We start from the raw sequence: 26592 nt of genomic DNA on the forward strand, positions 1-26592 counted from the left end.
TTACCTCACCTCGATACTGTTCGCGGCCTGGTCCATCGTTCTCGGTGTCGGCACGTTCGAGAGTCCGACTGCGCCCGCGTCGCCGGCCTCGACGAGTCTGATCGCGTTCGACCTGCTGAGGAACTCGAACGACCGTGCCAGAATCTCTGGTACGGATCCGTCGTCGGTCAATCCGATTCGAAGGTAATTCTCCCGCATCCACTCGAAGTATTCACGGATCTCGATACGGGGATGATCGCTATCCCCCGGTGCCGGGTCGCTCAGCTCTTTAGTCGCAAGACGCATCGTCGAATGCAGCAGCCATGGATCCGGTGAGGTCGCATAGTCAGTTCCTCGTATCTGTCTCACTAAACCGAGGAGGTCGGCCGTACGCGTCCAGTTCGTCAGCTTGTCCGTGTTCATGTCGTTGCGGTCTCCCTGTCGGTCATCTGGGTGGTAATCCAGCTCACGCTGAAAAGTGTCCATGTCGTCCGCAACGGCCTGATCCTTCCGATTGAAGAATTGAGTGTTCGATTCTACGAGGTACTCGAAATTCACGAGAAGGGCCGACTGTTTCCCCCAGTCGTCTGAAGCCGGCCGAGCCTCCTGAGAGAGGTTATGTAGGACCGATAACTGAAACGCCCTCTTTTGATCGATTCGGTCTTCCACGGGGAGGTCAATCGCGCGATACCGGTCGATTTTCTCGACGAGTCTCAACAATAGTAGTCCGGAGAGGGCGTTGGAGATCTGGTTTTCAGAGAGGCATGTGTCTTCTTCAATCTCCTCGACGGTCCCGTTGCCGCTCTGCACGGAACGGTACACGACCGGCAACGGTGTTGCGGTCTGAACCGCGTTGAGGATATAGCCCTCAGTCATCGTCCCACTTCATCTAACCAGCGGTACAGCCGGCGTTCCAGTGTATGCGACCGGGATTCGAGGCGTGATCTCGTCTCTCTCGCATCCGTCGCAGTCGTGTGATCGATTCTCGTGGCGTGCGCAAACACGTTCGAGTCTTCGAGTACCTGTTTATTCAACATTTCCGTGATCCGCCCCGCCGTTTTGTTGTCCCACTCAACCCGACGCCGTACCCACTTGGCGAACTCGCTCACCTCGTCCGCCGTGAGGGGCGACGAGCCGAAACTCTGGTCCCGGTTGAAGATCCGGCACAGCGCTTCATACAGTGGCAGGTACGGTGCCTCGTTCAAAACCTCGAAAAGCCCTTCGCTGCTGTTTACAGTCGATCCGCTGACTTGCTGATACAGGATCGCATTGTCTTGGAGGAACAGGTTTCGCGTGTCCGAGAGGGGCATCGTATAGCCAGCCTCCGTGTAATGCTCCTCAAAGGTGTCGTAAATCTCCTGATAGCTACGCGTGATCACGTTGTGTTGATCCCGTAAGGGCCGCTTCGCGCCTTGTATTTGGAACTTCCTCTGGTCTGCGCAGATTGCGAGGCGGCCGTCACCGGTCCGTGGGACGGTCCTCAGCATCGCTATCGAATCCGGGGTGTGCTCCTCGTAGTTCTGGTTAGTTATCACGCAGGTCGGTGCGTCAAGTGTGTCCATGTTCTCGATGTGAGTGTGAGAGTGCCCGAATAGTGTGTACGTGTCCGTTCCCGCCAGCTGGCTCCATGATTTGGGATAGGTGAATACTTCGTAACCGAGATACGACATGGCAGGCAGCGCTCGGAGCTGCCGGTGTGACCGGGTCGCAGAAGAGTCGTAAATAAAGACGTGGTCTTGTTGAAGCCAGTACCGCAGCGCGTCAAGACCCATGGTTCCCTCCAATCGTCACCTCATTAATATGTGCTGGTACAGGACCCATTATCAGCTCAGTCATCAACGAAGTCACGAACCAGCTGTTTGTCCAGTAGGTCGTTTTCTAGATAGAAGGCCGGCGTCCGCGGGAGAAGGAGACACTCCTCGCAGTACGAATAACAGTTTTCACACGCCAGCACCTCCTTGACTTCCGGGAGTATCTGAGATCGGAGAGTCTCTGCCACCTCCCAGGCGACGCCGTTTCCGCCCGAGCGACCGTCGACGACCGTCACAGTCAACGATTCGTCGTCGATACTCGACCTGACTTCGAAGTCGTCGAGTTCGACGTTGACCGATACCGCTATCGCCCGCTGTAGCGCCTGTTCGAGGCTCACCATCAACACGGCCCACGGTACGTCTTCGCCGGACAGGTCCAATCGTTCAGCGACTTCCGACTTGTCGAAGTCGAACTGGATTCCCGTCGATTGATACCGCCGACCGATCGGTGCGTACTCAGTGTCGTCACGGCCGAGAGACGCTTCTGAGCGACGGACATCCACCCCGCTACCGCTCGCGTGGCGGCGTTCGTACGCGTACACGAACTCCGTGAGGTTGAACGCGCCCTCCGTGATCTCCGCGGGTAGTTTGAAGACGGGTTCCGACTCGATGGTCGTGTCCGGAGTGGGAGTCAATTCCGTGTGTTTCGTCTGTAGGCCCCTCGTGTTCCAGTACTGTTCCCCTTTATACGCCGGTCGGCAGTGTACCGACGAGACCTCGTGGATCGGGGTCCCCGTCAACTCGCTCCCGCAGTGCGGACAGTCCCCCAAATCTGTGGCGTAGCTCTGATAGGGCCATTCGCAGTCGTCGTCAGTACAGATCCGGAGTTCGGTGAGCCGCCGCCCCGCCCGAACGTCCTCAACCAAGTAATCCCGGCCACCCATCGAGAAGACGGCACCACGGCCGTTCTTTTGTCCCGGAAACATGTCGTAGAGACGTCCGGTACTCTCGAACCGAATACTCCTATCGTAACCCGTGAACGTCACGGGGAACTGATGGCCGAAGTCGCGGTAATTTGCGAGGTAACCCAGCTGTCTGAGCCACGCGTCGAGTCGGCCGTACTCTTCCGTGAGGTCCTCCACCGTAACCGAATCCCCGTCTGTGTTCCGAAGCGGTTCGAAGACCTCGTCCACGCGGTGAGAGAGGCTTACCGTCCCCTCCGAGTGGAAGACGTCGTCGAACACTCTGACACCGTCTTCACCGAAGACGTCCCTGATGTGGTCCCGCAGTACCGATTCCCTGTCTCCGGTGATCACCGATTCGAGTTCCGCCAGTTGTCCCTTGACCCTGTCGACGAATTCGTCGACATCGATATCGTCGTTCTGGACGCTGTAGGTCCGCTCGTAGACGTTCGAACTGTGGGGGTTCCGTGCCATGTGCCCCATGACCTCCGTCACTACGTGGCCGGCGACCAGCTGTTCGAACTCGTAGGCGGGAGGCACGCGGACCGGTTGGAATTCGCTGAAGAACCGAGTGAGGTCTTGGTAGAAGTGGTTATCGACCGGGTGTCGGCCGCGGATCGCCGTGAGCACGAGCGACGAACTCCCTCGTGACCGGCCGGTTCGACCGCTGCGCTGTACGTAGTTCGTCAGCGTGGGAGGCATTCCGACTTGAGCGACCGTGTCCAGCGTCCCGATGTCGACGCCGAGCTCCATAGTCGGAGTGGAACTGACGACGTTGATCTCGGGGTCGTCCTTCCGGAACCCTTCCTCGATGATCCCGCGGACCGTCGCCGGGATGTTCCCCTTGTGTATACCGACAGTGACGAAGTCGATTTCGTCGCTTCGAAGCGGGCGTGTGATATCGTGTGCCCAGTGATCGAGTGCCCAAGGACTCTCGTCATCGACCTCGGCGTATCCGTCTCCTTCGTAGTCGCCGTCTTCGACTTCGTACCTTCGGAACGTCTCCAGGTCGTCACCGCATTCGAAACAGGTGTCTCCCGGACCCTCCCCCTCCAAAGCCGGGAACGCTGCGTGACAGTTCGTACAGAACGCGACGTGTGTCAGCAGCCGAAGGTCCGTCCTGTCTTGTTTATGCCGTCGGACGAACACACCGGACCGAACGGAGAAATCGTTCGGCAGCGCGTCGGAGGAAGATATCTCTTCTCGCTGTGCGTTGATGTAGTCGATGGCGGCTCGCCGGTCTTCGTCCGAACCTGCACCGTTTTCGATTTCGAGCTGGAGTGACTCGTAGTCCTTTTCGTGAATGACGCCCGCGTCGAGAAACTCGAAGAGAAATTCGTCGACGATACCACTGATTTCCCGAGTGCAGTGCGGGAGTTTGTTCCGGACCTTCTGGTGTACCTTCTCCCGGGGAAGCGCTCCGATCTCGACTCCGCTCTTTGTGAAGCCGACTGACTCCGACGAGGCAAGTACCTCCCAGAGCGTGTGACCGACGAGCAGTTCAAACGCATCGCCCGCCGACTCGTATAGTACGTCTGAAGTCACCAGCGTGCTATCGAACAGGTAGCGACAGTTGTAGAGGTCGGCTTTTTTGCTCACATCGTCCTGTAGCTGTTCGATCATGTTGTACGCAGACCCGGTCGAGGAGAGGGATCGGTCGAAAAAGGGCTCCCAGTACTCCTCTCGGAGCCGTTTCGACACCGATCTGTATGCCCCTAATCGCCCTCCAACCCCGCCTCGCCGCTTCAAGAAGTCGACGTACAGGGTGGCAGCCATGAGTCCGTACTCCGTCTGCTGGATCTGCTTTGCGACGCTCTCAGCCGACGAGTGGGAGTCCGAGAAGACGAGGACCTTCTCCGAGGGGGCGACCCGGCACATTTCGGACAACATGAATGAAAGCAGGGTGCTAGTCGGCACCTCGACGTCGGTGACGCTGACAGTGTCGTCACAACCGGGACACCGCTCGACCGGTCCGGCCCCGCCGAAAGGAACGAGCTCTGCCGCGGTCTCGGAGTCCTCGGAATCGGGTTCTTCGCCCTCGTCCTGACGGACAAGGAACGGATGGTCGCAGGTCTCACAGAAACGGAGTTCCTCGATCCGTGATCCACACTCCTTACAGACGTCTGTGCGGGAGAGAGAACGACACGAGGGACAGTGATACACCTTCAGCGGCGGCTTGAGGAACGAGTGGTACTTCTCGGTGACGACGCCGGCCAACCGGCCGAATCCCAAGACAGTGGCGATGTACTCCTCGGGGTCTCCTGTCGTCCGCCCGTCGAGGAAATTCACGAGATCGTCGTAGTGTTTGAACTCGACGTTACCCATCGTGTCCGAGTCGAACCAGTCGGCGACTTCGATAACCTCCGGAACGTGTTCTACTACGAACTCGTACCAGTCGGTCTCAAGCCCCGCGTCGCCCAAGACCGACTCATGGAGATCGGCTCTCGTTTCCTCGTCACTGAGTAGCTCACCAGGTCGGCTGTGTGACGAATTCATTAGCCCTTCTCCCACGGCGTCTTCCAGCGCGGATGTCAGCCATAGCTCATCGCTGGAGAGGGTCAACGGATCTTCCTGTGAGATCAATCCGACCTCCCGTGCCGTGGCTAAGGCGGACCGAAGCTCCGGATGGGCGTTTCTTAGCTCGGACGCCGAGGGTGATTCCACATGGACATACAGGAGCGTGTCCAGGAGCTCCTCCAGCGTCGTTGGAGTCAAGCGGTCGAATTCACCGCCTTCCGCCGCCGGTCGCTCCCGGGCCGTGAAGTCGATAACGTTGATATCGTCTTCGGGTTCGCCAGTGAGCGTGGACGCGAGCTCGCCGGGGTTCCTGATCGTCGCCGAGACGAGGGAGACCTGTGGGTCTGACGGCCCGTAGAAGTGGGAAAGACGGTCAACGAGGAGGCGAACTGCCGCGCCCTTGATACCGCGCCAGACGTGAGCCTCGTCGAACACGATGTGTTTGACCGGATGGTCTCCGACTCCATCTCCGAACACCCCGCGCACCTCCTCGCTTCGGTTCACGAAGGCATGATCGATCGCCTCGGGATTTGTCAGCAGGATATCCGCACCATCCTCAACTCGGTCCCGCGTGACCTTCACCCACGGATAGCGCCGGCCGTCGGCCTCAACGACACCGTCTGCCCCGATTGTCAGCTTTCGTCCCGTCTGTGGGCATTCTAGGCCTCTGACGTAGGAGCCCGGCTCGATTTCCCGCTCTCTGTCGCCTACCGTTCTCGCCGTGTCACCGTCCCATATTCCGACCGTGACGCGGTCCGAGTGGTCCTTCGAACGATTGATGACGTGGAGATACCGGAGGAGTCGGTTGAGTTGATCCACGGCGAGGGTCTTCATCGGGTAGACGACAATCGCCTTCGTTCCTTGACGATCCCCTTGAATACAGTCATTGAGAACGGGAAGCAGGAACGCTTCCGTTTTCCCAGCCGCCGTCGGAACGGTGAGGATGTTGGCGTTAGAGTCCCGATCGATGGCTTCGATCATTTCAGACTGATGTCGGTAGAGATGTCCCGTTTCGTCGCCGCCGAACAACTCCTCGACGACAGCCTCGACGACTTCGTCAGCGTAGCTGTATCCTTCCAAGAGTTCTGTCGCCGGAACCTCCGCAGGAGCGGGTGGATCGACGAACTCGACGTACGGTCCCTTCGTCTCGATCAGATCGTTCCGAAGAAACCCGTCCGCGTCGTCGACTCCGTCCATACGGGTTACCTTGGTGAGGCTCCGATTCCACCAAGTGATCTCCGACGCGCGATCGAGGGCCGAAGAGAGAGTGTCCTGAGGGGTTTGCATCGCGGGTTACGTCAAGATCTGTCGACGTGTACATAAACCTGTAGTCCGATTCCTGACGGACACCGATAGACTGCGGCGGGGGAAGATACTTACACCTGACCGATCCAATCAGACTCAGACACTCGATAAGTGGGACGGACTATCGGAATGAAATTTTATGATCGCAACTCAAACCCGGACCGAATCGACGACGAAGTTGAGCCCCTGATCAGCGCTCTCCTTCGGAACAAACAGCTCTTCGGCGAAGACGCGTCCGGTTCCCCGCACGTCACCGAGTCGCTGAAGTACAAGTCGGAGCCACAGAAGCGACGGCAGACCAGCGAATACGCTGGGGGAAACGAATTCGTCGAGGACATCAAGCAGATATTCGGGTTCGAACCACTGGATTTCCAGGTCAAATCCTGGGAGCTGATCGACGAACTCTCCTCGCGCCGCCAGCGACAGAATCACTCTCAGGCCGCGATTCTCTCCGCACCGACCGGATTCGGAAAGACGGAGGCTTTCCTTGGCCCGATTTACCAAATGCAGCAGGAGAGTCGCTCGGGCACGACAATCATCGTTTACCCGCGCCGCGCGCTGCTTCAGAACCAGTTCGAGCGGATACTCGAACACCTCCACCAGATCAGAGACGGCGGACGTTCCCCCCTTTCTGTTGGGCTGTACATGGGAGATATGCCGTACGGAATCGACGAAGTTCGAAGCAAGGGTAGCTTCTTCGAGGAGGAGAACGGCCGTCCCCGTTTCAAGCTCGCAAATTGCTGGTGTAGCACCGACGACGAGACTCACTCGTTCGAGTACTTCGGCACGTCCCGTGACTACCGGATCCGGTGTGAAAACGATCCGGATCACGAGTTCGACCTCGGTGAGATAGTTCTCCACCGCGAGGAGATCAAGGACCACACGCCGGACATCCTCTTGACTACGCTCGAATCGCTCGAACTCTTCGCCCTGAAACCGAATTACAACATCATCGACGACGCGGACACAATAGTCTTCGACGAGGTTCACCTCTACACCGGACTACGCGGGGCTCACGCCGCTCAGATTGTCGATAACATCGATCGAATCACAGACCAGAACCTTCTGTACCTCGGTGCCAGTGCGACGATTGACAACCCGGAGCGGTTCGGAAAGAAGCTGTTCGACGTCGGGCCGAACTTAGAAACCGTCGACGTCCCCGAATCGGATATAAACCGGAACCACGACGACAGGGAACACTACCACTTCCTGATCTCGTCCGAAGACGGACCGGGCGCTTCCTCGATGATGATCCAGCAGCTCATGATGTTGGGGCACGGAATGCTGGAACGTGGCAACTGGCGCGGGAAGGTCCTCTCGTTCATCGACAGCACCAGTCAGATCAATCAGAAGGCGGCACAGTTCGATAACGCCGATTCGACTCGCCGACTCTGGCAATACCATCGCTCCGGTGACGGATTCGAAAACTGGGACAACCTCTCCGAGTCGATGGGATACGACTTCGTCGACGAACCGCTGGAACTGATGAGAGTCTTCGCCGACAGGGGTTTCGATGTCGACGAGGCCGCCGCCAGCGACCTCCTCTTTTCCACGTCGTTCCTGGAGGTTGGAATCGACGTCGGCGAGATATCGATGGTGACCCAGTATCGGACCCCTCAGGACCTCTCGTCGTTCACCCAACGGATCGGGCGTGCCGCCAGGGAGGAAGGGATGGACTCGCACATCTTCGTGTTCCTCTCTAGCCTAACCGGCGACGCGAATATGTTCTACAGAGCTGATCGGTTCCTGGAATCGAGTCTTCGAACACCCCTCAAGCCCGACAACGAAGTTGTCGAATGGATACACGAACAGCTGTACTCGTACTACGCGGTCGTCAGCGACATCCGGGACGGAGGAATGATGGATCTCCGCGAGACGCACACCGAGTTCTTCGACCGGTTGATACGGCAGGAACTCGGCTTCGAAGAGTTCCACCGGTTCCTCGATAACCCGGATAGCTTCCTCGACGACTACGTGGAACTCTCTGACGCTCCCAGGATGCCGTTAATCGCGGAAGGACCCGTCTCTCAGTTGGAGTCCGCGTTGACCGACCGAGAAGACGCCTTAGACGAGGAGCTGTCCGAACTCGGCGAACTCGTCGACATCGACGGAGATACGATCGTCAGAGGTGGTGACGCGTTCGAACAGTACATCGGGGAGATTGAATCGCGGATCCTCACCGCGATATCGGACTACCGTGACACGCTGACTGAAGTCGAAGAGGGGTTCGAGTCCGCCGAGATCACGACGCCGACTTCGAGGATCGAAGAGGTCAGGGATGAACTGGAGGACGTCCGATCGACGATCGAACACGGGGAGTGGTCCACTGACGAAGAGCGCGTGGCGGGATACAACCAGTTACTCGCGTCGCTCGCCGGAACCGGCGGGCAGCTGATGGGTCTTCGCGGTCAGGTTTCCCCACACGTGGACGGTGAAGTGTCGGGAGTCGGTCTGAGCGAAATCGAGGACCTACAGAAGGCGATGGACCTCCTGAGCGGTGTGGCGGGGGACGAACGCCTCGAACGTATTCGGACTGAGCTCAAGCAGATCTACTACCTCCAGCAGACCCTATCGAAATTCAAAGAATACGCCGACCTGGATTCGGACCCAGATTCCAGATACAAGACACCGTGGCTCAGCCTCTGGTACGTCAAGGATCTGTTCCGCGCCGCGTACTACTTCGCTCGGTTCCTGAGCGTTACGGACGACGATCCCCGCGAGAAGGTCTGGTACGTTCCGGAGAACTACTTCGATAGCAGCGGGCAGTACTTCACTGTGTTCTACGGTGGAGACGATCATAGCGGCTCCGAGGAGTCGGTGGACGGGATCGTTTCCTCTCACGCGCCCTACAACGCTGAGTATCAGGGTACGCCCGGGTTCCTTCAAGTCTTCATGCCCAGGACGAAGATTCCAGAGGGAGAGGACTTGGACGGCGAAGACCCGCCGCGTGTCGTTTTCGACTACGAGAAGACGGAGGGATTGGAAGTCGACAAACAGGATCGGATGTGGATCCCCGAGTCCATTCAGCTTCGTACCGTTCCCGACCTCACCGATGACTCGGCACAAAACATCGTCCGGTACTGCCCAGACTGTCTGCAGATCATGGACGATAGGGAGAGCTGTCTGTATCACGGAAACAGCGATGTGGGCAAGATCCACGGTAGTGCCCGCGTAAAGACCGTCACGAGGGAGCGAGAGGTAGACGAAGCCGTCGGCGAACTCAGTCTGTGCGACGTGGTGGGAGACGTGACCCTGGAAGGCGTCTCGCTTTCGATCACGCCGGCGAAGTGGAGCGGATCGGACATCGGTTTCACGTGGGCGGACGAGCCGCGGAAGAAGCGCGAGATAGAGAGCCCGGACCCGCCGCTCGGGTTCACGCTCGACACTAGGGGGCTCGTCTTCGACATCTCCGGGTTCGTCAAGTCGCTCGGGGACGACATCCGAGAGGAGGTGTCTCGGTACAAGGACTTGGAAGAGGTAGACCTCGAATACATCGCCCATCACACGGCGGCGCACTATCTCATGCAAATCGTCTCAGACGTGAGCGGCGTCAACACGACGATGCTCTTCTACGGGATGGACCCGTCGACACGGGAGGTGTTCATCTTCGAGCGAACCGAAGGCGGACAGGGGATAGTGGACTTGGTCTTCGACGAGGTCACCACGGATCCAGGATCGGTCTTGGAGGCGATGAACCGTACGGGCTACAACTCGCAGGTGATCAACGAGCGACTTTGGGCCGACGCCGACGTGATCGATTCGCTCCCGACCGACAGCCAGCTAACCGAAGACCGGGCGCGCGAAATCGTCGAAGAGTTCGGTGAAGACATCCCCTACGGTAGTGTTCGGGACCGAGTCGCCGAGGAGTTCATCTCCACTGCTGACCGTGCCGCTCAGCTCAGAGGGAACGTCGAAACAACTGATCTCGAAGACGCGTACCATCTCAAGAACGCTATCGCAAAGGCCCAGATCGAGGGGACCGACAGCTTCCCCGAACAGGAGATCCGCACGTCGGGTGTCGAAGCGAGTGATGCCGCGCTCCAGACCGCGAAATCGCTGTTCTACTCGCCAGATATTGACGGATGCGTCGAGAATCTCCACCTGAGCGGTTGTATCTCTGGTCACGAACAAAGCGACTCGCTGAGTTACGTTGTGCTCGAAGAGCTTAGAGACTTCCTGCTCACGGAGGTTAATGAATCCGACGCGACAGAACACATGTTCGACACCGAACGACTCCCGGCCGCCACAATAGATGACACGCACATTTTCCTTGACTTCTGACGGGCTCAGCACCTACATCGGGTACGCCCTCTACAGTAGCGATGAGGTCGCGCTCGTCTCGCCTTGGATAAGCGACATCACCGTCAAACTCCCCGTGAACGATGAGTTCGACGACCGCCGGATGCTCCTGTCTGAGGCCATCCGAAAGCTGGAGGGAGACACGCGTGTAACCGTGTTGATTAGGTCTGGAGAAGAGCACAATAACTACATTCGGGGCGAGTTGTCCGAGACTGTCCAAGTGCATTCCATCCACGACCTTCACGCGAAGTGCGTTGTCGCTCCCGAACACGTCTACACGGGTTCAGCGAACATCACTCGCGGGGGGCTACACATCAACCGAGAACTCTGTCAAATCAATGAAAACCCTTACGACTCCGTCTCGGGATATCTCCGCGAGGAGTTGGAGCTATACTACTGAGTTGCACGGCTCTGTTGAAGCCCTATTCTTCAGACATATTATCGTCTGAAACAGCTGTTCCCTGAAGAGTGCTTATTGAACGCTGCTAGATCTGCCGATTCTGATCCGCTTTCTAAGAACCGTGCAAGATGGAGTCCGCGTATCTCGAACAGCTAAATAGCTTGAAAGTGGTATTATTTGGACACACTCATCGACGAATACGATATTCGTTAGATACGCTCTCGTCTTCGTGTCTAATTACTTCATACTCAATATCATCAAACTCTATCACACCGAATGTAAGTTGCATCCCCAATTTGGAGCTATCATCAATACCGGCGGTTTCAGCTATCTCCCCGGCACGAACCGGATTCTTCCCTTCTTGAACTAACTCTTTACAGGCCAATTCGACCTCCTGTGCATATTCATCATTGATCATAATGTCTTGTCGTATTTATTGTTTTAATAGTATTTATTTTTTCCAACACCCCTGTATTGACCGCAGAGGATTTAACCAATTCAGCAGGAGGTTTCGATAGCCGTGTGAGATATAGCGGGGTATCCACACGGACAGTTACTCAAGTTTTGTCTGTTAATTCATAATTTTCAGAAATCAATTGTATATGCATGGAGTGATCGATTGTCATCTGGTATTAATATATGATCAGAGGCCACGGCGTGGCCGACGTTAGTAGGTAGTTCTGCATCTAATAACTCCGATACCTCTCCTGAATCTCGGTCCACATGTACAACACCACCTAATGATGCGGCAACGATTAATTCACCATTCGCGTATTGGTTAGGAAGATTACCTCTGCCTGCCGGACGTTCCGTTGTCGTCCACAAATCCTCATCAATTGAATAGTCGTATAGATGAAGTCCATTCCCATCTTGATAATACAGATCTCCATCAATTACTGAAACTTCTGCTCTCCCATCTGTTGATATCTGCCTTTCAACGTCCCCAGTTTCAATATCTAATAGATGAATTCTTTCATCATCAGCAGAGAAGACAGCAAAGTCATCAAGAATATTTAAACTCTCGGAACTGATATCGCCAGGAGGCTGATGGTTCCACTGCTCTCCACCATCTGCCTGATCGACTGCATATATTTCAGTACTCCCGACACCAATTACGTAATTATTGTCTGCCACTGGTGGACTTCCATAAAAAGAAGCCTCATATTCCCATTCAATTTCCCCAGACTCTGGATCAATTGATTTTATCCCCCCGTAAGATGTGAATAGGCCGTTTTCAGTGAAGACGTGGGCTCTTCTTAGGTCATCCTGTTCCCAAATTATTGAGCCATCGGATTTATCCAATGCATACACGGAGCGACTACCACTGTCGTAAGTTGTGAACACATGATCATCGCCTACTGTAGGTGTGTATGTACTCACCGGGAGATCATCAAACTGAAAATTCCATAATTCATCACCTGATGAAAGGTCAATGCAATATATTCTGTTATCGTCACTATAAGCAAAAACAGAGTCACCATCACTCGCAGGTACCGAACTGATTGTATTTTCTGATTCAAACGTCCAACTTTCCACCAGCTCAATTGGTTGGTGTTCTTCCTCTTCCTCAGGACTTTCCTCTTCCTCTTCCTCAGACTCAGGATCTGAAGATGCACATCCTGCGAGACCAGCTAAACCGCCAACAGCGATTAAATAATTTCTTCGTTCTTTCATGGAATGAGGTTCGATTTTCATGTATTTAAAATATGCGCAATACCGTGCAATTGTCCTGATCAAGTCGGCCCATCTGTGAGATGGCGAGTCCCCTGTGACACATACGTGCGTTGTATTGACCGTGACCGGCAAAAATTCATCCGACAATGGATGCCAACTCCATGGTCATGGCGTCGGTCTTCTCTTTCCATCCAGGTGGTCTTTCTTCTCCGGATTTCGGAGGATCTATGCCAAATCCTATTGGGCAGTAATTCAGTTCGTCCAAAGACTCTGCTGCTACTCTACCGACGAACTCAGCGTTTTTGCGTTTTGAAGAGATACCTCCCGATACCAGATCGTAATGATGGGTGAATAGTTGCACTACGGTCACGTTTTTCATCGATTCAGAGTCGCTGAGGTGGCGAAATATCTTCGCCGTGTTGTCTGCCGGGTCCGCGCGCCGCCATTCCAGCTCGATCAGAACCGTGCTGTCAGCGCTTACTCCGGCTAGATCAACAGGAGTACCAGAGATTCCGTATTCAGATTTCCAATTGTAGGCGCTCTTCTCTCGTACGAGCCCGTTTTTCAGACGAGCAACCACGTCATCAGCGAATTCACCCATTGTGTAGGATCTGAGAGTCTTGAATCATCAATCCTGTTTCGATTCCATGTGTGGTTTCTGGTCTTTGACCCTCCCGAGTACTGAGTGTTCAGCACCGACGCCGTGTCAAGATTCATATCTTCTCCCAGATTTGGTTGTGGATTAGGTGGTACGGTAAGAGCGACATTCACGAAAGAGACTTCCTACCCAACAGGCCCAATACGCGTCACCTTTCCAGCTTCAACGAGCCGTTCAATCCCATCTACCGACGGAAACCCCCAGGGAGTACCTTCTGAGGCTTCCCCTACAGGAACGGAACGGAACAATTCACCATCACGACCGAGCACCTCTAACCGACACTGATACCCTCCCAAGTCGAATACACCGATCTCGAACCCCACTCCGTCAATGGTTTTGATTCCGGCTGAGCCAGAGCGGTAACCGAGTATCTCGTCGACACGGAACTCGTCCATGCTCTCGACAGCGAAGTCGAAGTTACGATACGTAATCGGGTCACCCAGGTCGAGCATACCTCCCGCCTCGTCGAACGATCCGAACGTGAACGGCCCGCGTAGCTCCTCGTCGAGGGCTCGACGCGCCTCAGCTCGCTGCTCACCGCGATTGATGTGGAAGACCCAGTGGATCACGAACCCGAGACGAAGCGCCTCCCTGGTCTTGGCTCTGTACTCCTGATCGGATCCGTCGACGAACTCGATCCATCGATTCACGGTCGGACTGAGGACGTGGACATCGGGGACTCTATCAGCGACCTTTTTCTCAAATCTATATTCCCCGTCGAACTCAGGGTCCTCCCGATGTTGTCGACGACGGTCGAACTCGGCCTTGGCCCACAAGTGCCGGTCTGATTCCATCCCTGCCGTCCGGTACTCGTTGATGTCCAGCGGGTACTTGTCAACATTCATCGCTCCGTACCTCGGCGTGATTTTGGGTCATCTCTCATGTATCGTGAATGATTGTCGTCAGTGACTTCAGCCGAACATGAGCCATATTTCAGCCCCTTTCGACGACCTGTGCTACCTCGCGCGAGTTCGGAGATTGCCTCTTGCGCTTTACTGGATTAATTCACGGTGCAATCGTCCCTATACGTATTTTCTGTTTCGGCGCTGTCTCCGAACTGACCACGTCGTTCGGCCGGTCCACGACGAGCGTACCTTGCGAACTCGACGCGACTACAACGCTACGACTCCCGCACCCGTGTGTGACTTCGGAGAGTGTGAAATACTCCGAGCAACGAGTCTTCGCGTATTGTCCGCACTCTGTATGTTTCCTGAAAAGGGAAGACACGGACGATGCCCCACCACGGACATCGTCCGCACATGCGATGGAACCTCCACTCCTACCACACCACTGACCGAGCGGCGGCGACAGTCCACCACGACCGTCACCGTATCTCGGGGGCGAGACCGCATCAAGCGGTACACGTTCCCGATGCCGACGTGGTGATGTAGGCAGCTCTCTACCGCTGGGGGTACGCCCACCCACCGTTCTGTTCACCCCCGTCCACCCAGTGTCCAATTGAGGACGATCATATCGTTCGTTTTGATTCATATTAGTTGGCATCGTACTCGACCTCGTCGATTTCTGTCTTTTTTATCATCGTTTGTCGTTCTCCGTCCAATCGTGGTTGGGTCGGTCAATGATTCGTTCTCGTATTTGAATTCTCGGCGGGTGTCTCTGCCCGCCACATCCATTAGTCAAGCATCTATTGGTATAAGCCTTTGGCTATTCGTCTAATGGATAGTGACCCAATAACGATTTGTGACATCCCTTCGGAACACACGACATGGCGAACAGAGAGCGTAACGAGGACGACGGAAAGTTTACTGAGGAGTATCCTCTGGAGGACTTCCTCGACGCTCTCGATGAACTCGGACCGTCTGGAACAACCGACGTTTCGGATTACGTCGGCTGTGACAGGCGTACGGCTTACTTGAAACTACAGGCCTTGGAGGACGACGGTGAAATAACCAGTCGAAAGGTGGGAAATGCTCTTCTCTGGGAGCTTGATGAGTAAATGTGCTTCTCGGGCCGGGCGTTAGCCCAGTCGGTGGGAAGTTTTTAGGTCTCCCGCGTAGGATAGACCTTCAATGCCAACTCTGCTGGTACAGTCCTGTTCGGCCACAAAGAACCAAGTGACGGAGCCGACACGAGCACTAGATGTCTACGACGGGTACTTTTTCAGAATACTCAAAAAAGCGATACGAGAGGAGTCGTTGAGACGCGACGTCGACATCTGTATTCTATCCGCGAAATACGGCCTCATCGACGCTGAGGAAGCCATAACTACGTATGATCGACGTATGACCACCGCGCGCGCTAAGGAGCTCCGTGAATCGGTAACAGACGAGATTCACAAACGTGTCGAGAAAGAAGGATATGGCCAGATCGTTCTGAACCTCGGGAAAGAGTACTTACGAGCAATAGGGAACCTATCCGAGCAGAACGATGTCGACGTGTCGACAATCGAAGGGAGGGGAATCGGGTCGAAGGGGAAAAAGCTGAAGCAGTTCGTGCGGTCGGACGCCGTCCCGACGGTGATAAGCTGATGTCGCGGACCGGATCACAGCGCTTCGACGACGGACAGTTCGAGATCACTGACGAGGCCGGAGACGCTCGAAGCGGCGTGATCCGGATCAACGGCACTCAGTTGGAAACCCCGAACTTGCTTCCAGTAGTGAACTTCTACGCCGGGGGCACTGATTCCAGCCTCTACGGCGGCGGCATCCACCGGACGATCAAGGAATTCATTAACGGAGACCAAGCGGTGAACGGCGGAGATTACGGCCAATACTTCGACGGAGTGATGACTTCGGTCGCCTCGCTGACCGACTACGGAATCTCCCGTGAGCGGTACGAGGACTACGTTGAGGCACCAATAAAGCAACGAGACGTCTTCGACTTCGACGGAACGCTGTTCGTCGATTCAGGGGGATTCAAATTTCTCGGCGATCGGAAGCTCGACGGGAGTGACTTCGAGGTGGAGGTTGATCAGGAAGCGATTTTCGACATCCAACGGAAGCTCGGCGGGGACTTAGTCGTCAACCTTGACCGCCCGATCTCTCCGGACGACTCCTACCAAGAACGCGTGGAGAAGGCCCGACTGACCGCAGAGAACGTCGCGGAGTTTCTCGACCTGACCGACGGAGGTCGGCACACGCGCTACCTGACCCTCCACGGGTACAATTACTCGATGCTCGACACGTTCCTCGAAGAGGTCGACTCAATCATCGGCCGAGATCGAGTCCACCGAGAGTTCGACGGAGTGGCGCTCGGCAGTCTGGTCCCACTCAAAGACAACAAGGGAAAACTCATCACTGCCGTCAGCGATTGTCGTGACGTGCTGAACGACTGGGGATTCGACGATCTCCCGCTTCACGTGCTGGGTATCTCGTCTAGTGCGATTCCCCTCCTCGCGGCCGTAGGTGCGGACACCTTCGACTCTTCGTCGTACATCCACTCGGCGATCAACGGCAAGTACTGTACGTCGTTATACAGTTCCGAGCCAGTCGATGACGCAAACTTCTCGCGCTGTGATTGCCCGGTGTGTAGCGATCCTGAGTTAGTACGCCGCATGGAGGGGGACGCAGAGTACCAGAAGGACAAGCTCGGTGCCGTGGCCATGCACAATCTGATCATCCAGAAGCGCGAGGTTGAGAAGATCAGAACGGCGATTCAGGAGCCTGGAACAGACGGCTTGATCAAGTACATCGAACAGTCTCTCGGCCGACAGCAGTCGATGCAACAGCACGCTCACCGTGTGGTGAACGAGTCACTCGGAGGATACTTTTAACATGACGACGACAAGAACGCCGAAAGTCAATGAAGTGAACGAGTTTCTGGAAATTGCGAGCGACTTCGAGGACCCGCTCGAAGTGATCCGGGAATCGCTATCGAACAGTTACGATGCGGGCGCGACTGAAGTCGAGATTACGATCCGAGACCGACCTATCGGCTCCGAAATCATCATCGATGACAACGGAGAGGGGATGGATCACCAGGACTTGGAGTCGTTCTTCGACCTTGGAAATTCCACGAAGCGGGGGAGAGACGACGGGTCCATCGGGTACAAGGGACACGGAACGAAAATCTTCTACAAGAGCGAACGAGTGCTGGTCAATACCGCCAAGGGTGGGACCAACCTCCGCGCGCAGATGGATCGGCCTTGGGAGAAACTCAACGACCGGACCATGCCTGAATACGAGGTGAGCGAGCGATCGGTCAAGGAAGGGAACTCAGGGACTCGGATCCAGATAACGGGATTTAAATCTGGACGTGGGTTCTCTCCGACGTCGCTCACTTACAACAAGATCGAGCACTACCTCAAATGGAAGACGCTCGCGGGCTCGACGGCGCACTTCTTCGTAGATGACTTCCACGAAATGGAGATCACCGTCCGGCTCGGTGACAAAATCGACGATACTAGGGACGAACTCGTCACGAACAACAAGCTGGAGTTCCCCCCAGAACAGCTCGAACCGGGCGATGGGAAGTTCCCCGAGTCGCGGATGTGCAAACACTACCCACCGCGTGAGTTCTCGGTGGAGATGGAGGAAGGCGGCGAGACGACGGTTCAAGTGGTCGGAATGGTCGGGGGAAAGGATGCTCGGAACGAGCTGCCGACGTACGGTAAGCACTCCGCGCAGTTCGGCGTTTGGCTGGCGAAGAACCATATCAAGGTCGAACGACTCAACGAGGCCATCTCCCACGACAACGAGTTCCTCCACTTCTTCTTCATCGCCAACTGTCTGGACATCGAACTATCTGCGAACCGCGAGAAGGTCCGGAACAAGTCGAGCCCGGTGTACCAAGCGATCGAGGAAGAGCTGAGTCACTATCTCTCGAAGGTCGCCTCGGATCCCTGGTTCAAAGATTACTTGGAGCAACGACGCAGGGCGAAGCTCAGCCGGAGAGCCGAATCACAGCGGTCATCCGTAGAGGAACGCGAAGAGCGGATTGGCGAACGAGAGCGGTTCTCCCCATCGAACGAGTTTGAAGTCGTCTTAGGTCTCGAACGGTCCAACCGTGAGGGAGCGAGCCCAGAGATCGTCGTCGAGGATTACGATCCCGAGTCGGAGGTAGATGCGCTCGTCAGGCAAGGAGACGCAATCTACGCGAGTTCCATCCATCACCGGCTCACCGACCACTTCAACGCGGACAAGCCGTTAGAGAGTGTCGACAAGATCGTCTGCTGGTCTTACGGCGATCGGGACCAGCTCAGTGAGCTCGAACGCCACGGATACCACGGTGGTGACGTTTCGTTTGATCTCGACACCGGCCGGCTCACCTACGAGAACGGTCATCAACAGAATATACACGTGGTTCGGGTCAGAGATCGGTTCTAGCTCGTCAACCCCCTGTGAACGATTCTGATACGGCCACGTAACGGCCGAGTTTATCACCACCCATCGCAAAAGCTGGAGCAGAGAATGGCATCGTTCGAGACCGGTTTTTCCGATGACGCCGGGAACGCTCGTCGCGGGACGATCCATACCTCCCGCGGCGACGTCGAGACTCCCGCGTTCTTCCCCGTTGTCAACTTCATCGGCGGCCCTACGGTGAGGTCGGGCGGTATCTGGAGCAGATTGCGGAACCATCTCTTCGGTGAACCGGAGTTCCAGGGAGCGATGTTCCAGGCGATGAGTTTCCTCGATTTCAATCTCACACCAGAGACCCTGGAATTCTGGCGTGAGCAGTCTCTTCACGAGCACTTCACTGATCACGAACCGGTCAAGCCACATCACGACCGTCCGGACGACTTCACTAAACCCCTGTTCGTCGACTCGGGTGGTTTCAAGCTCCTCAACTCCGACACATTCGGAGCTCTCCCAGAGGAGGGGGGAGACCAGAACAACTGGTCGATCTATACGAACCCGGAGAGCATCCTCGACCTTCAGCTCGATTACGGTGCCGACATCATCGCAACTCTCGACTACCCTATTCCACCGAACCTGAACGAGGAGGAGAAGACCCAGCGAATGGAGGACAGCATCGACAGTGCGATACGCTGTCTGGAACTGCTGGAGGACGAAGAGGATCCGCCGGCCGTGTACGTAGCCATCCACGGTCACGATTACGAGACGATCAACTGGTATGTCGGGACGTTTCTTGATCGAGCGGAACACCTCGACAAGTCCTTCGAAGGGTTCGCTATCGGATCGCTGGTTCCACTACGGACCAACGTTGAGATGCTCGTCGACATCGTTCAAGGGGCAAAAGACGCGATTCCAGAGGACAGGATTGACGACCTTGGGCTCCATTTATTCGGAATAAGCGGAAAATTCACCGCGCTACTGGCACTGCTCGGAGCGGACTCGTTCGATTCGTCTAGCTATGTCCGAGCCGCACAATTCCAGAAATTCATCAATCGGGAACTCGATGTCTCCGAGGACGCAATCGTCCGAGACCCGAACTCAGACGACCACGACTTAGGAGAGTTCGGTTTCGATATCGACAAACGCAATACACGGTGGGATGCAGACTGGTCGAAATTCACCGCCGATGAGCTACCCGATGACTGGGGATGTTGCTGTTCCGCCTGTGAGATTTTGCGCGATAAGGGCTTCGATGAGATGCGTTCAACGTTGTTCAACAGTGAATCGTACAAACAAGGAGATGATGAGGCCCCTATGAAAAGCGATTTTTACGCATTGATCGGGTACCACAATTTCCACGTCTATCAAGACGAGATGGACCACGTCCGGGAGCTAATCGAACGTGGCGACGGCGAACTCCTAGACTACGTCGCCCGGATGGCTCGAAACGGTGTGAGTGACATTGACAACGCTTTGAAGCGTGCCACAGTCCGGGACGATGATCTCGCCAGGGAGTTACAGGAACGAGGGTACAATCGACTGGTCGCGGAAAGAGAAGATCGGGATCAACAACGGCTCGACGTGGGGGTTCCCATCGATGGCAGAAAGATATCGCTCGAACACACACCAGACGACTTCAGCGTCCTCAAACGAGATGACTACGAGATCGGCGGTGAGCGTGTCCTGTTGTTCGTTCCTTGCAGTCAGACGAAGCCATACTCGAACTCTCGAACGCACCGTGCGGTCGCCGACGCTGTAGCGGAGTGGAATGACGATGTCCACAAAGTCACGGTATCGGGGATGTATGGTCCGGTCCCTCGTGAATTCGAGAGAGAATCCCCGGTCATGTCCTACGAATACGTCCTGACCGGTGTTGAGAAAGAGCGTCAGCAACTGGTAGTCGAACGCCTCGTCGACTATCTCGAACGGTACGGGTCCGAGTTCGACGCGATTGCTGGTTACGCGACCAGCAAGACGTATCGGCACGTCATCGAGCGAGCATTTGAGGAGTACGGGAAGGGCACGGTTCTCCCGCGTGACCCCGAGATGCGAGCACTGACTGAGCACTTCCGCGGCACAAACTTACAAGAGTTAACAGACTTCTTGGAACAGGAGCTGTCTTCAGTGTCACGTCAGTAGATTGTAATTCTGAGAACACGACGACTGAGTACTGTGTATTGCCGGTAACCTACCTCAAGATATCTTCCTCAGTAGAAGACAAGGGTGCAGTACTATACAAGCCACTGATGTGGGGACACCAGTCCGATTTTCACTCGGGACACCACACCCTCGTTGTGGCGCGTTGTATCCGCGCGCGAGCTACTACCGACAGAGGGATCTTGCAACGATTCGTTTGTAACTCGGCGACCAGAGTGAGATATCACAATCTGTGAATTCACTACGGTTTGAACGGCTGTGTTGAATCGCCATACAGCAGCGAGGTAGGCCGCTAAATCAAAGGAGTTGAAGCGGGAGGATGTGGTTGTCTATGACCCAAATCTCCCGCTTCATCGGGGAGGTTGTACCGGTTGCTCAAAGAGTTACTGGCGATGGAGGCGAATCCGCCGCCCCGGAAGGTGGCGGCGGATTCGCCGACTATGCACTCGTTTCCCTTCACTGTCTGCGGATTTACCTCGATTCATCGTACCGCATGACGATCGACCTGCTCAAAGAGATGCCACAAATAACCGGGGAGATCGGCCTCAACGCGGCCGATCTCCCCGCGCCGTCCACGTTGTGTAAGGCGTTCGACCGGATCAGCATGAGCATCTGTCGAGTGCTGCTGCGCCAGTCGGCGCAGCTGCACGAACTCTCTGAACACGCCGCGATCGATGCCACGTTCTACGACCGCTCACCAGCCAGCCGCCACTACTGCCAGCGAATCAGCTACCGCGTTCAGAAGCTGAAAGTCACGAAACTCGTCGATACAGCGTCTCAGGCTGTCCTTGACGTTCACTGCTCAACGAACCGAGAAGGAAGCGACGCAGACCTCGCTGAGCAGATCGCCCGCCGGAACGCGGGCGATCTGCGGTCTCTTGCAGCCGATAAAGGCTATGACAAGCAATCGCTTCGTGAAGGATTACGCGACCTCGGGATCAGACCGCTGATCAAGCACCGCATCTTCGCTCCGTACGACCACGCACACAACGCCAGAATCGACGATAACCGCTACAATCAGCGCTCTATGACCGAAACCGTGAACTCGGCTGTGAAGCGCTAGCTCGGCTTCGCCGTGCGAGCGCGGTCGTGGTTCCGTGAGTTCCGCGAAATCGCGCTGATGTGTGTCGTCTATAACATCAAGCGCTTCGTCAAACAGTGAATCTCTACGCCTTACAGCGATTCAACACAGCCGTTTGAACGGAATGAGGTCGTAAATCGCGGAACTGCCTGTGACAGTCGGGTTTTCAGCGTACCTTCTTCGACCGGGACCCGCCTGAAGCCAGAATTTTAAACGTGACTGCTGGTTGTGCCCGTTTGCTCACGCGAGGGTAGACCTCGCGGGCACGACTAATGAGCTCACAAGATGCGAACGAACAGATCGAGACTGTCGAACCGCGAAACGAACACCCGATCGATACGGACATCGTCTGTGCCGCTGCGGACGACTGTACCGTAGATCCGACCGTATTGAACCGCGTACTCGCCGCGTGTAGTCGCTTGTGGGACCCACATAGAGACAAGCTTCGACCCGTCCTCAATGCGTTCCACCGATACGACGAACACTTTGTGTTCATCGAAGCGACCCCTGATCCAGACTGCATCATCGTGGTCGGGACTAGCCTTACCCCGAGCCATGTCGTCCAACGTATCGATCTCGAAGCGATGCTCGAAACAGAGGCCGTTACGCCCGTCGGGATGGGGATAGCCGTGAAAGTCGCACACGCCATACAGGCGGAGCAACTCGTTGGATACGCACCAGAGAATGCTCTCGTGATCCAGGACTGCTAACGTGCTTCTTCGACGGAGAATTCTCGGATGGACGTCCGGATTCAGACAGAATACGGTATCCTCGCTGACTTTCAAACTACGAATTCTCCACTTTCAATCTGTTGAGAGCCATTAATATGGTTTGGGCTGGCTTGAGAGAATTGAGCATGGAAAATATCCGGTTTTTCCTACGGGAGTCGTCACTGACCGCGGTTTTGGATGTTTTGTAACGGTGCTGCCGACCATCTTGCTTGAGTCTCCATCGAGACAGCAACTGCCCGTTCCCACCGCTCTCGGAGGCTCACGAGTCGTCGTTCGCTGTGGACTCCTGTTTGGACCTATGTAGTCATATCGTCCAATACGGATAGACGAAATTGGCCGTATACTGGTGGTTCTGGAACTCTCATTACAAAAGATTCCAGCGATAGGCGACTATGGCGGCATTTCCGTTTGTGAATCTCTCAGCGCCACCGACCACAAAATTCGCAATAAAACTCATCTAGTGGCCGTAAAGCACGTTTAGTGGCTTTTATGGACGTTTCTTCGTTTCTTGTCTCGGCGGTCGCGCAGTCGCTCAGATCTCTCAGAAGGCAGAGTTTTATTTTAAATAGGGTCATATGCCGGTTCAGTTCGATCGATGAACAACCGAAGTCGTCCTGTAGAAACGTGGAGACGTGGGCCTAATGTATCCGTATCCTGTGCCCCGTCGGAAGAACAGCGCTTGCCGGCCCGAGCCATGGTCGCACCCACAGAGGTGAACGATGAGTAGCCGGGGGGACGACGAACAGCCGATCAAGTCAGCAGCGCAATACGAGCCGCTGAACAGTCGTCAACGAGAGATTTACAGCAGCATTCTCGCGGAGTTCGCAGAGTACCTGCGCGAAAAGGGTAAAAATCCGAAGAAAAAGAGGGGATACAGCGACGTTAACGAGCGTATCTCTCGTTTCCATCGCGTCGTTAAATGGGCCTGGAACAACGAAGAATTGACCACTGAATTCACGGCTGATCATGGGGATGCCGCCATTGAAGGCCTTGCTGACGACTCGCTATGCCAGCTGAAGGGTGAACCGTACAGCGAAGGTAGTAAGCGGAAGATCAGCAACGTGCTGGAAAACTGGTTTGAGTTCCGGGACGTTGAGTGGAGTCCCGAGATCAACTTTACTGACAACCGGGCGAAGAACAACGCTGACCCGTACCGGAAAGACGAGCTCCGACAACTCTGGGAAACGTCGCTCAGGTACAAGGAGATCCCGAAGTACAACAATCTCTCTCCTGAAGATCGTGACCGGTGGAAAGCACACATCGCACAGGAACTTGGGAAACCGAAAGAAGATGTGCGTCCTGCTGACTGGGATGCGATCAATAACGACTGGAAGGTGCCGTCGCTGATTCGGACGGCCCGGGAGGCAGGCTGGCGGCCGGACATCGTTGGGCGAATGGCGGTTGAGTGGTACGACCCTGACGCACAAACGATCTACATTCCCGAAGGTAAAGCGCCAAAGAACGACTCATCGTGGGATCAAGAATTATCGGCAGAGGGGGCTCTCGCGCTCGATAAGTGGCTCGAACAGCGTGCGAACCAAGAACTGTACGATGGGCGAAAAGAGATTTGGCTCACCCGCGAGGGGAATCCCTACAGCTCAGGGACACTTAATGATCTTCTTGACAACCTGATGGATGATGCAGGAATAAATCAGCGCGGCCGCAAATTAGTGTGGTACTCGTTCCGTCATAGCATCGGGACCTACGTGTACCATGAATACCACGACCTGCGGGTTGTCGCCGAGGCGCTCCGCCAGAACAGCACCGCGTCGGCGGACCGCTACGTCCATCCACTTCCAGAATTGAAGCAGGAAGTGGCAGATCTCATGTAGGGTATTTCCAGTCTACCCCATTTTGTCCAACGCGTCACGTCGGTCCTCGACCGGCGTCTGATCGTACTTCATTGTCGTCTCAGGCGATTTATGACGGAGTTGTGCTTGTGCCGCAGCCAAGTCCTCTTCTCTCGTCATGTACGTTCCAACTGAGTGTCGAATCGTATACCAACTCATTTGCCGGTTTTCAGTTTCGATATCGGCGACATCACACAGTCGGTGTAACAGTCCTCGAAGCGCCGACACGCCCCACGGGTTCTGTTCTCTCGTCAGCCAGATCGCATCAGTGTCGTCGTACTCAGGATACGCCTGCCGCTCTTCACACCAGTTCTGAAGAATGTCTGCGGTTCGGTCCCTGAGACCGACGATCCAGTGGTCGGTGTTCTTGGCACTGTCCTCTTTCGGGATCCTGAGCACACTGTTATCCGTATCGATCCACGACATCGTTGACCGTTTGACCTCAGTCGGTCTGAGTCCCGTGTCGAGACTCACCCACACGAGCGATGCGATCTTCCACCCGTTTGCTCGGTCCCAATCATCAGGAACCACCTCCGATTTCGGCTTCTCGAACCGCTGGGCGAGATACCGCTTCCATCGCTCACGCTCCGCTGGCGTGAGGTTGTTATATGCCGGCACCGACCCGTATTCGAGAGCTGCGTCACGGATCGCACTTCGTTCCTCCCGAGTCAGATAGTCTCGCGGGTTCGAGCTGCTGTCGGCCGAGAACGTGATGGCTGGCGACCATTCCCCGATGCCCCGCTCGTGACGGAGCCACTTGTAGAGCATTTTCACCGACTTCTGGCAGTTGACTTTGTGTACCGCGCTCACGTCTCGGTGGGCGAGGTGGTCCATCCACGCGTCGGCATGGTCGTGGGTGAGGTTTGCGGTGTACCCCTCTTCTTGCTCCCAAACGAAGCGGTAGAATTGATCCATTCGATACGCTCGGGGTTTGATCGTCCCTTTCGCGTACCCTTTCGCTTTGTCCGGGTCTTTTCCGTACGCGAGAAGCCAGCGTAAGCACTCTTCACGTTCGGCGCGGTAATCGAGAAGCTGACGTTGGTTCAGGTACGATTCCGAATTCTCGGTGACGACGGGATACTCGTTGAGGTTCATCGCCACATCGCCTCCGGAGTACCGTTCGCTGTGCTGTCCCCGTTTGAATCCTTCGAGTCTAATTGGTCCGGCAAATCCGGAAATCGCAAGAAAGCGTCGGGGTGTGTGAATCCTTCGAATTTGTTTGGTCTGCGCATTGAGTCATTCGACCTCGTTCACACAGGCCAAAATCGCAAGACGGCGGAAGGAAAGAAATGCTCCGGCTGGGATTCGAACCCAGGTCATTGCCGTGAGAGGGCAATATGATTGGCCGGACTACACCACCAGAGCGTGCCTCTCGTTGTACGCAATCAGGGGTATGACAGTCGAAAGTAAAACAGTTCCGTTTCGACCCCGCTGTGTCTCGGTTTACCGTGCTCCCGCTGCCGAATAGCGTCGCGTTCGGGACGCCGAAACGCCGTCGTTTTCCGGGCGGTTGAGCCGGAAGGCCGCGCCGAACGGTCAGAGGCTCACGCCGAACGTCTCCACGTCGCCGGCCGCGTCGGCGATCGCGGCGAGGAGGTCGGCGACGGCGTCCAGGTCCCCCGTGTCGACGACCTCGACCGGCGTGTGCATGTATCGGTTTGGGATCGAGACGTTGAGCGATGGGACGCCGCCACGGGCGGTGTAGAACGCGTCCGCATCGGTACCGGTTCGCGAGCCGGCCGCCTGAAGCTGGACGTCGATCCCGGCGTCGGCCGCGGCCCCCCGCGCGACGTCGACCAGCACGGGATGGTTCGCGCTTCCGCGCGTGATCACCGGTCCCGCACCGAGATCGACGGGGCCTTGATGTTCTGTGTCGACATCGGGGTTGTCGGTCGCGTGCGTGACGTCGACGGCGACGAACGCGTCGACCTCGTCCAAGTCGAACCCGACCATCCGCGCGCCGCGCAGGCCGA

General features: G+C 55.9%; 18 protein-coding genes, 1 tRNA gene and 2 pseudogenes. 11 read left to right on the plus strand and 10 right to left on the minus strand.

All coding sequences use genetic code 11. The features are described from left to right. From ACFQEU_RS00490 to ACFQEU_RS00500, 3 genes are read right to left on the minus strand one after another with little or no spacing between them, the layout of a single operon-like run. Positions 1–855: a hypothetical protein gene (locus ACFQEU_RS00490; RefSeq protein ID WP_379778168.1), complete on the minus strand. Its 855-nt coding sequence runs from the start codon at positions 853–855 to the stop codon at positions 1–3. Continuing rightward, complete coding sequence (locus tag ACFQEU_RS00495; RefSeq protein WP_379778170.1) at positions 852–1751, minus strand: hypothetical protein; 900 nt, start codon at positions 1749–1751, stop codon at positions 852–854. Before ACFQEU_RS00495 ends, ACFQEU_RS00490 begins: the two co-directional genes overlap by 4 nt. Positions 1752–1807: 56 nt before the next feature. Beyond that, the gene (locus ACFQEU_RS00500) at positions 1808–6406 is read right to left on the minus strand and encodes a DEAD/DEAH box helicase (protein ID WP_379778172.1); all 4599 of its coding nucleotides are present in this window, start codon (positions 6404–6406) and stop codon (positions 1808–1810) included. Between the two features lie 237 nt (positions 6407–6643). On the opposite strand from ACFQEU_RS00500, the pseudogene ACFQEU_RS00505 reads away from it, so the two are divergent. The 3 genes and pseudogenes from ACFQEU_RS00505 to ACFQEU_RS00515 all read left to right on the plus strand — a co-directional run. Beyond that, a pseudogene (locus ACFQEU_RS00505) lies at positions 6644–7054 on the plus strand (hypothetical protein); the annotation flags it as partial. A gap of 114 nt (positions 7055–7168) precedes the next feature. Further along, the gene (locus ACFQEU_RS00510) at positions 7169–10795 is read left to right on the plus strand and encodes a helicase-related protein (protein ID WP_379778203.1); all 3627 of its coding nucleotides are present in this window, start codon (positions 7169–7171) and stop codon (positions 10793–10795) included. Then, the gene (locus tag ACFQEU_RS00515; RefSeq protein WP_379778174.1) at positions 10785–11213 is read left to right on the plus strand and encodes a phospholipase D-like domain-containing protein; all 429 of its coding nucleotides are present in this window, start codon (positions 10785–10787) and stop codon (positions 11211–11213) included. The genes ACFQEU_RS00510 and ACFQEU_RS00515 overlap by 11 nt, the downstream gene beginning before the upstream one ends. A gap of 187 nt (positions 11214–11400) precedes the next feature. Here ACFQEU_RS00515 and ACFQEU_RS00520 read toward each other — a convergent pair whose 3' ends face one another. The 4 genes from ACFQEU_RS00520 to ACFQEU_RS00535 all read right to left on the minus strand — a co-directional run bounded on the left by ACFQEU_RS00520 (position 11401) and on the right by ACFQEU_RS00535 (position 14390). Next, entirely contained in the window at positions 11401–11631 is a 231-nt protein-coding gene (locus ACFQEU_RS00520; RefSeq protein ID WP_379778176.1) for a hypothetical protein, read from the minus strand. Between the two features lie 167 nt (positions 11632–11798). Continuing rightward, a complete protein-coding gene (locus tag ACFQEU_RS00525) occupies positions 11799–12887 on the minus strand; it encodes an outer membrane protein assembly factor BamB family protein (RefSeq protein ID WP_379778177.1) in 1089 nt (362 codons plus the stop codon). 136 nt (positions 12888–13023) lie between these two features. After that, positions 13024–13488 carry a hypothetical protein gene (locus ACFQEU_RS00530; RefSeq protein WP_379778179.1) on the minus strand — a complete coding sequence of 155 codons (465 nt, stop codon included), beginning with the start codon at positions 13486–13488 and terminating at the stop codon, positions 13024–13026. Between the two features lie 182 nt (positions 13489–13670). Further along, entirely contained in the window at positions 13671–14390 is a 720-nt protein-coding gene (locus tag ACFQEU_RS00535; RefSeq protein ID WP_379778181.1) for a hypothetical protein, read from the minus strand. Positions 14391–15271: 881 nt separating this feature from the next. Here ACFQEU_RS00535 and ACFQEU_RS00540 point away from each other — a divergent pair. The 8 genes and pseudogenes from ACFQEU_RS00540 to ACFQEU_RS00575 all read left to right on the plus strand — a co-directional run bounded on the left by ACFQEU_RS00540 (position 15272) and on the right by ACFQEU_RS00575 (position 24601). After that, a complete protein-coding gene (locus ACFQEU_RS00540) occupies positions 15272–15502 on the plus strand; it encodes a transcriptional regulator (protein WP_379778183.1) in 231 nt (76 codons plus the stop codon). A gap of 73 nt (positions 15503–15575) precedes the next feature. Next, complete coding sequence (locus ACFQEU_RS00545; protein ID WP_379778185.1) at positions 15576–16034, plus strand: DUF6884 domain-containing protein; 459 nt, start codon at positions 15576–15578, stop codon at positions 16032–16034. Next, positions 16034–17278, plus strand: coding sequence for a tRNA-guanine transglycosylase (locus ACFQEU_RS00550; RefSeq protein ID WP_379778187.1), 1245 nt, complete (start codon positions 16034–16036; stop codon positions 17276–17278). The genes ACFQEU_RS00545 and ACFQEU_RS00550 overlap by 1 nt, the downstream gene beginning before the upstream one ends. A 1-nt stretch (position 17279) precedes the next feature. Further along, entirely contained in the window at positions 17280–18830 is a 1551-nt protein-coding gene (locus tag ACFQEU_RS00555; RefSeq protein WP_379778189.1) for an ATP-binding protein, read from the plus strand. Positions 18831–18914: 84 nt separating this feature from the next. Continuing rightward, the gene (locus ACFQEU_RS00560; RefSeq protein WP_379778191.1) at positions 18915–20939 is read left to right on the plus strand and encodes a tRNA-guanine transglycosylase; all 2025 of its coding nucleotides are present in this window, start codon (positions 18915–18917) and stop codon (positions 20937–20939) included. A 349-nt stretch (positions 20940–21288) separates the two neighbouring features. Beyond that, positions 21289–22119: pseudogene (locus ACFQEU_RS00565) on the plus strand (IS5 family transposase). 191 nt (positions 22120–22310) lie between these two features. Further along, the gene (locus ACFQEU_RS00570; RefSeq protein ID WP_379778193.1) at positions 22311–22748 is read left to right on the plus strand and encodes a hypothetical protein; all 438 of its coding nucleotides are present in this window, start codon (positions 22311–22313) and stop codon (positions 22746–22748) included. Between the two features lie 740 nt (positions 22749–23488). Beyond that, complete coding sequence (locus ACFQEU_RS00575) at positions 23489–24601, plus strand: tyrosine-type recombinase/integrase (RefSeq protein WP_379778195.1); 1113 nt, start codon at positions 23489–23491, stop codon at positions 24599–24601. A 12-nt stretch (positions 24602–24613) separates the two neighbouring features. On the opposite strand, the gene ACFQEU_RS00580 is transcribed toward ACFQEU_RS00575, so the two are convergent. From ACFQEU_RS00580 to ACFQEU_RS00590, 3 genes are all read right to left on the minus strand, one after another. Next, complete coding sequence (locus tag ACFQEU_RS00580; RefSeq protein ID WP_379778197.1) at positions 24614–25714, minus strand: tyrosine-type recombinase/integrase; 1101 nt, start codon at positions 25712–25714, stop codon at positions 24614–24616. A gap of 195 nt (positions 25715–25909) precedes the next feature. Beyond that, positions 25910–25984: transfer RNA gene (locus tag ACFQEU_RS00585), tRNA-Glu, on the minus strand. Positions 25985–26155: 171 nt separating this feature from the next. Continuing rightward, positions 26156–26592 (minus strand): zinc-binding metallopeptidase family protein (locus ACFQEU_RS00590; protein ID WP_465261109.1); only part of this gene is annotated, 437 nt, incomplete at its 5' end.

Source organism: Halorubrum tibetense (assembly GCF_042661865.1).
GTDB classification, from domain to species: domain Archaea; phylum Halobacteriota; class Halobacteria; order Halobacteriales; family Haloferacaceae; genus Halorubrum; species Halorubrum tibetense.

Coding starts and splice junctions, on each gene's coding strand:
- ACFQEU_RS00490 (WP_379778168.1), bottom strand. CDS start 855: ATGACTGAGGGCTATATCCTCAACGCGGTTCAGACCGCAACACCGTTG.
- ACFQEU_RS00495 (WP_379778170.1), bottom strand. CDS start 1,751: ATGGGTCTTGACGCGCTGCGGTACTGGCTTCAACAAGACCACGTCTTT.
- ACFQEU_RS00500 (WP_379778172.1), bottom strand. CDS start 6,406: ATGGACGGAGTCGACGACGCGGACGGGTTTCTTCGGAACGATCTGATC.
- ACFQEU_RS00510 (WP_379778203.1), top strand. CDS start 7,169: ATGCCGTACGGAATCGACGAAGTTCGAAGCAAGGGTAGCTTCTTCGAG.
- ACFQEU_RS00520 (WP_379778176.1), bottom strand. CDS start 11,631: ATGATCAATGATGAATATGCACAGGAGGTCGAATTGGCCTGTAAAGAG.
- ACFQEU_RS00525 (WP_379778177.1), bottom strand. CDS start 12,887: ATGAAAGAACGAAGAAATTATTTAATCGCTGTTGGCGGTTTAGCTGGT.
- ACFQEU_RS00530 (WP_379778179.1), bottom strand. CDS start 13,488: ATGGGTGAATTCGCTGATGACGTGGTTGCTCGTCTGAAAAACGGGCTC.
- ACFQEU_RS00535 (WP_379778181.1), bottom strand. CDS start 14,390: ATGAATGTTGACAAGTACCCGCTGGACATCAACGAGTACCGGACGGCA.
- ACFQEU_RS00540 (WP_379778183.1), top strand. CDS start 15,272: ATGGCGAACAGAGAGCGTAACGAGGACGACGGAAAGTTTACTGAGGAG.
- ACFQEU_RS00545 (WP_379778185.1), top strand. CDS start 15,576: ATGCCAACTCTGCTGGTACAGTCCTGTTCGGCCACAAAGAACCAAGTG.
- ACFQEU_RS00550 (WP_379778187.1), top strand. CDS start 16,034: ATGTCGCGGACCGGATCACAGCGCTTCGACGACGGACAGTTCGAGATC.
- ACFQEU_RS00555 (WP_379778189.1), top strand. CDS start 17,280: ATGACGACGACAAGAACGCCGAAAGTCAATGAAGTGAACGAGTTTCTG.
- ACFQEU_RS00560 (WP_379778191.1), top strand. CDS start 18,915: ATGGCATCGTTCGAGACCGGTTTTTCCGATGACGCCGGGAACGCTCGT.
- ACFQEU_RS00570 (WP_379778193.1), top strand. CDS start 22,311: ATGAGCTCACAAGATGCGAACGAACAGATCGAGACTGTCGAACCGCGA.
- ACFQEU_RS00575 (WP_379778195.1), top strand. CDS start 23,489: ATGAGTAGCCGGGGGGACGACGAACAGCCGATCAAGTCAGCAGCGCAA.
- ACFQEU_RS00580 (WP_379778197.1), bottom strand. CDS start 25,714: ATGAACCTCAACGAGTATCCCGTCGTCACCGAGAATTCGGAATCGTAC.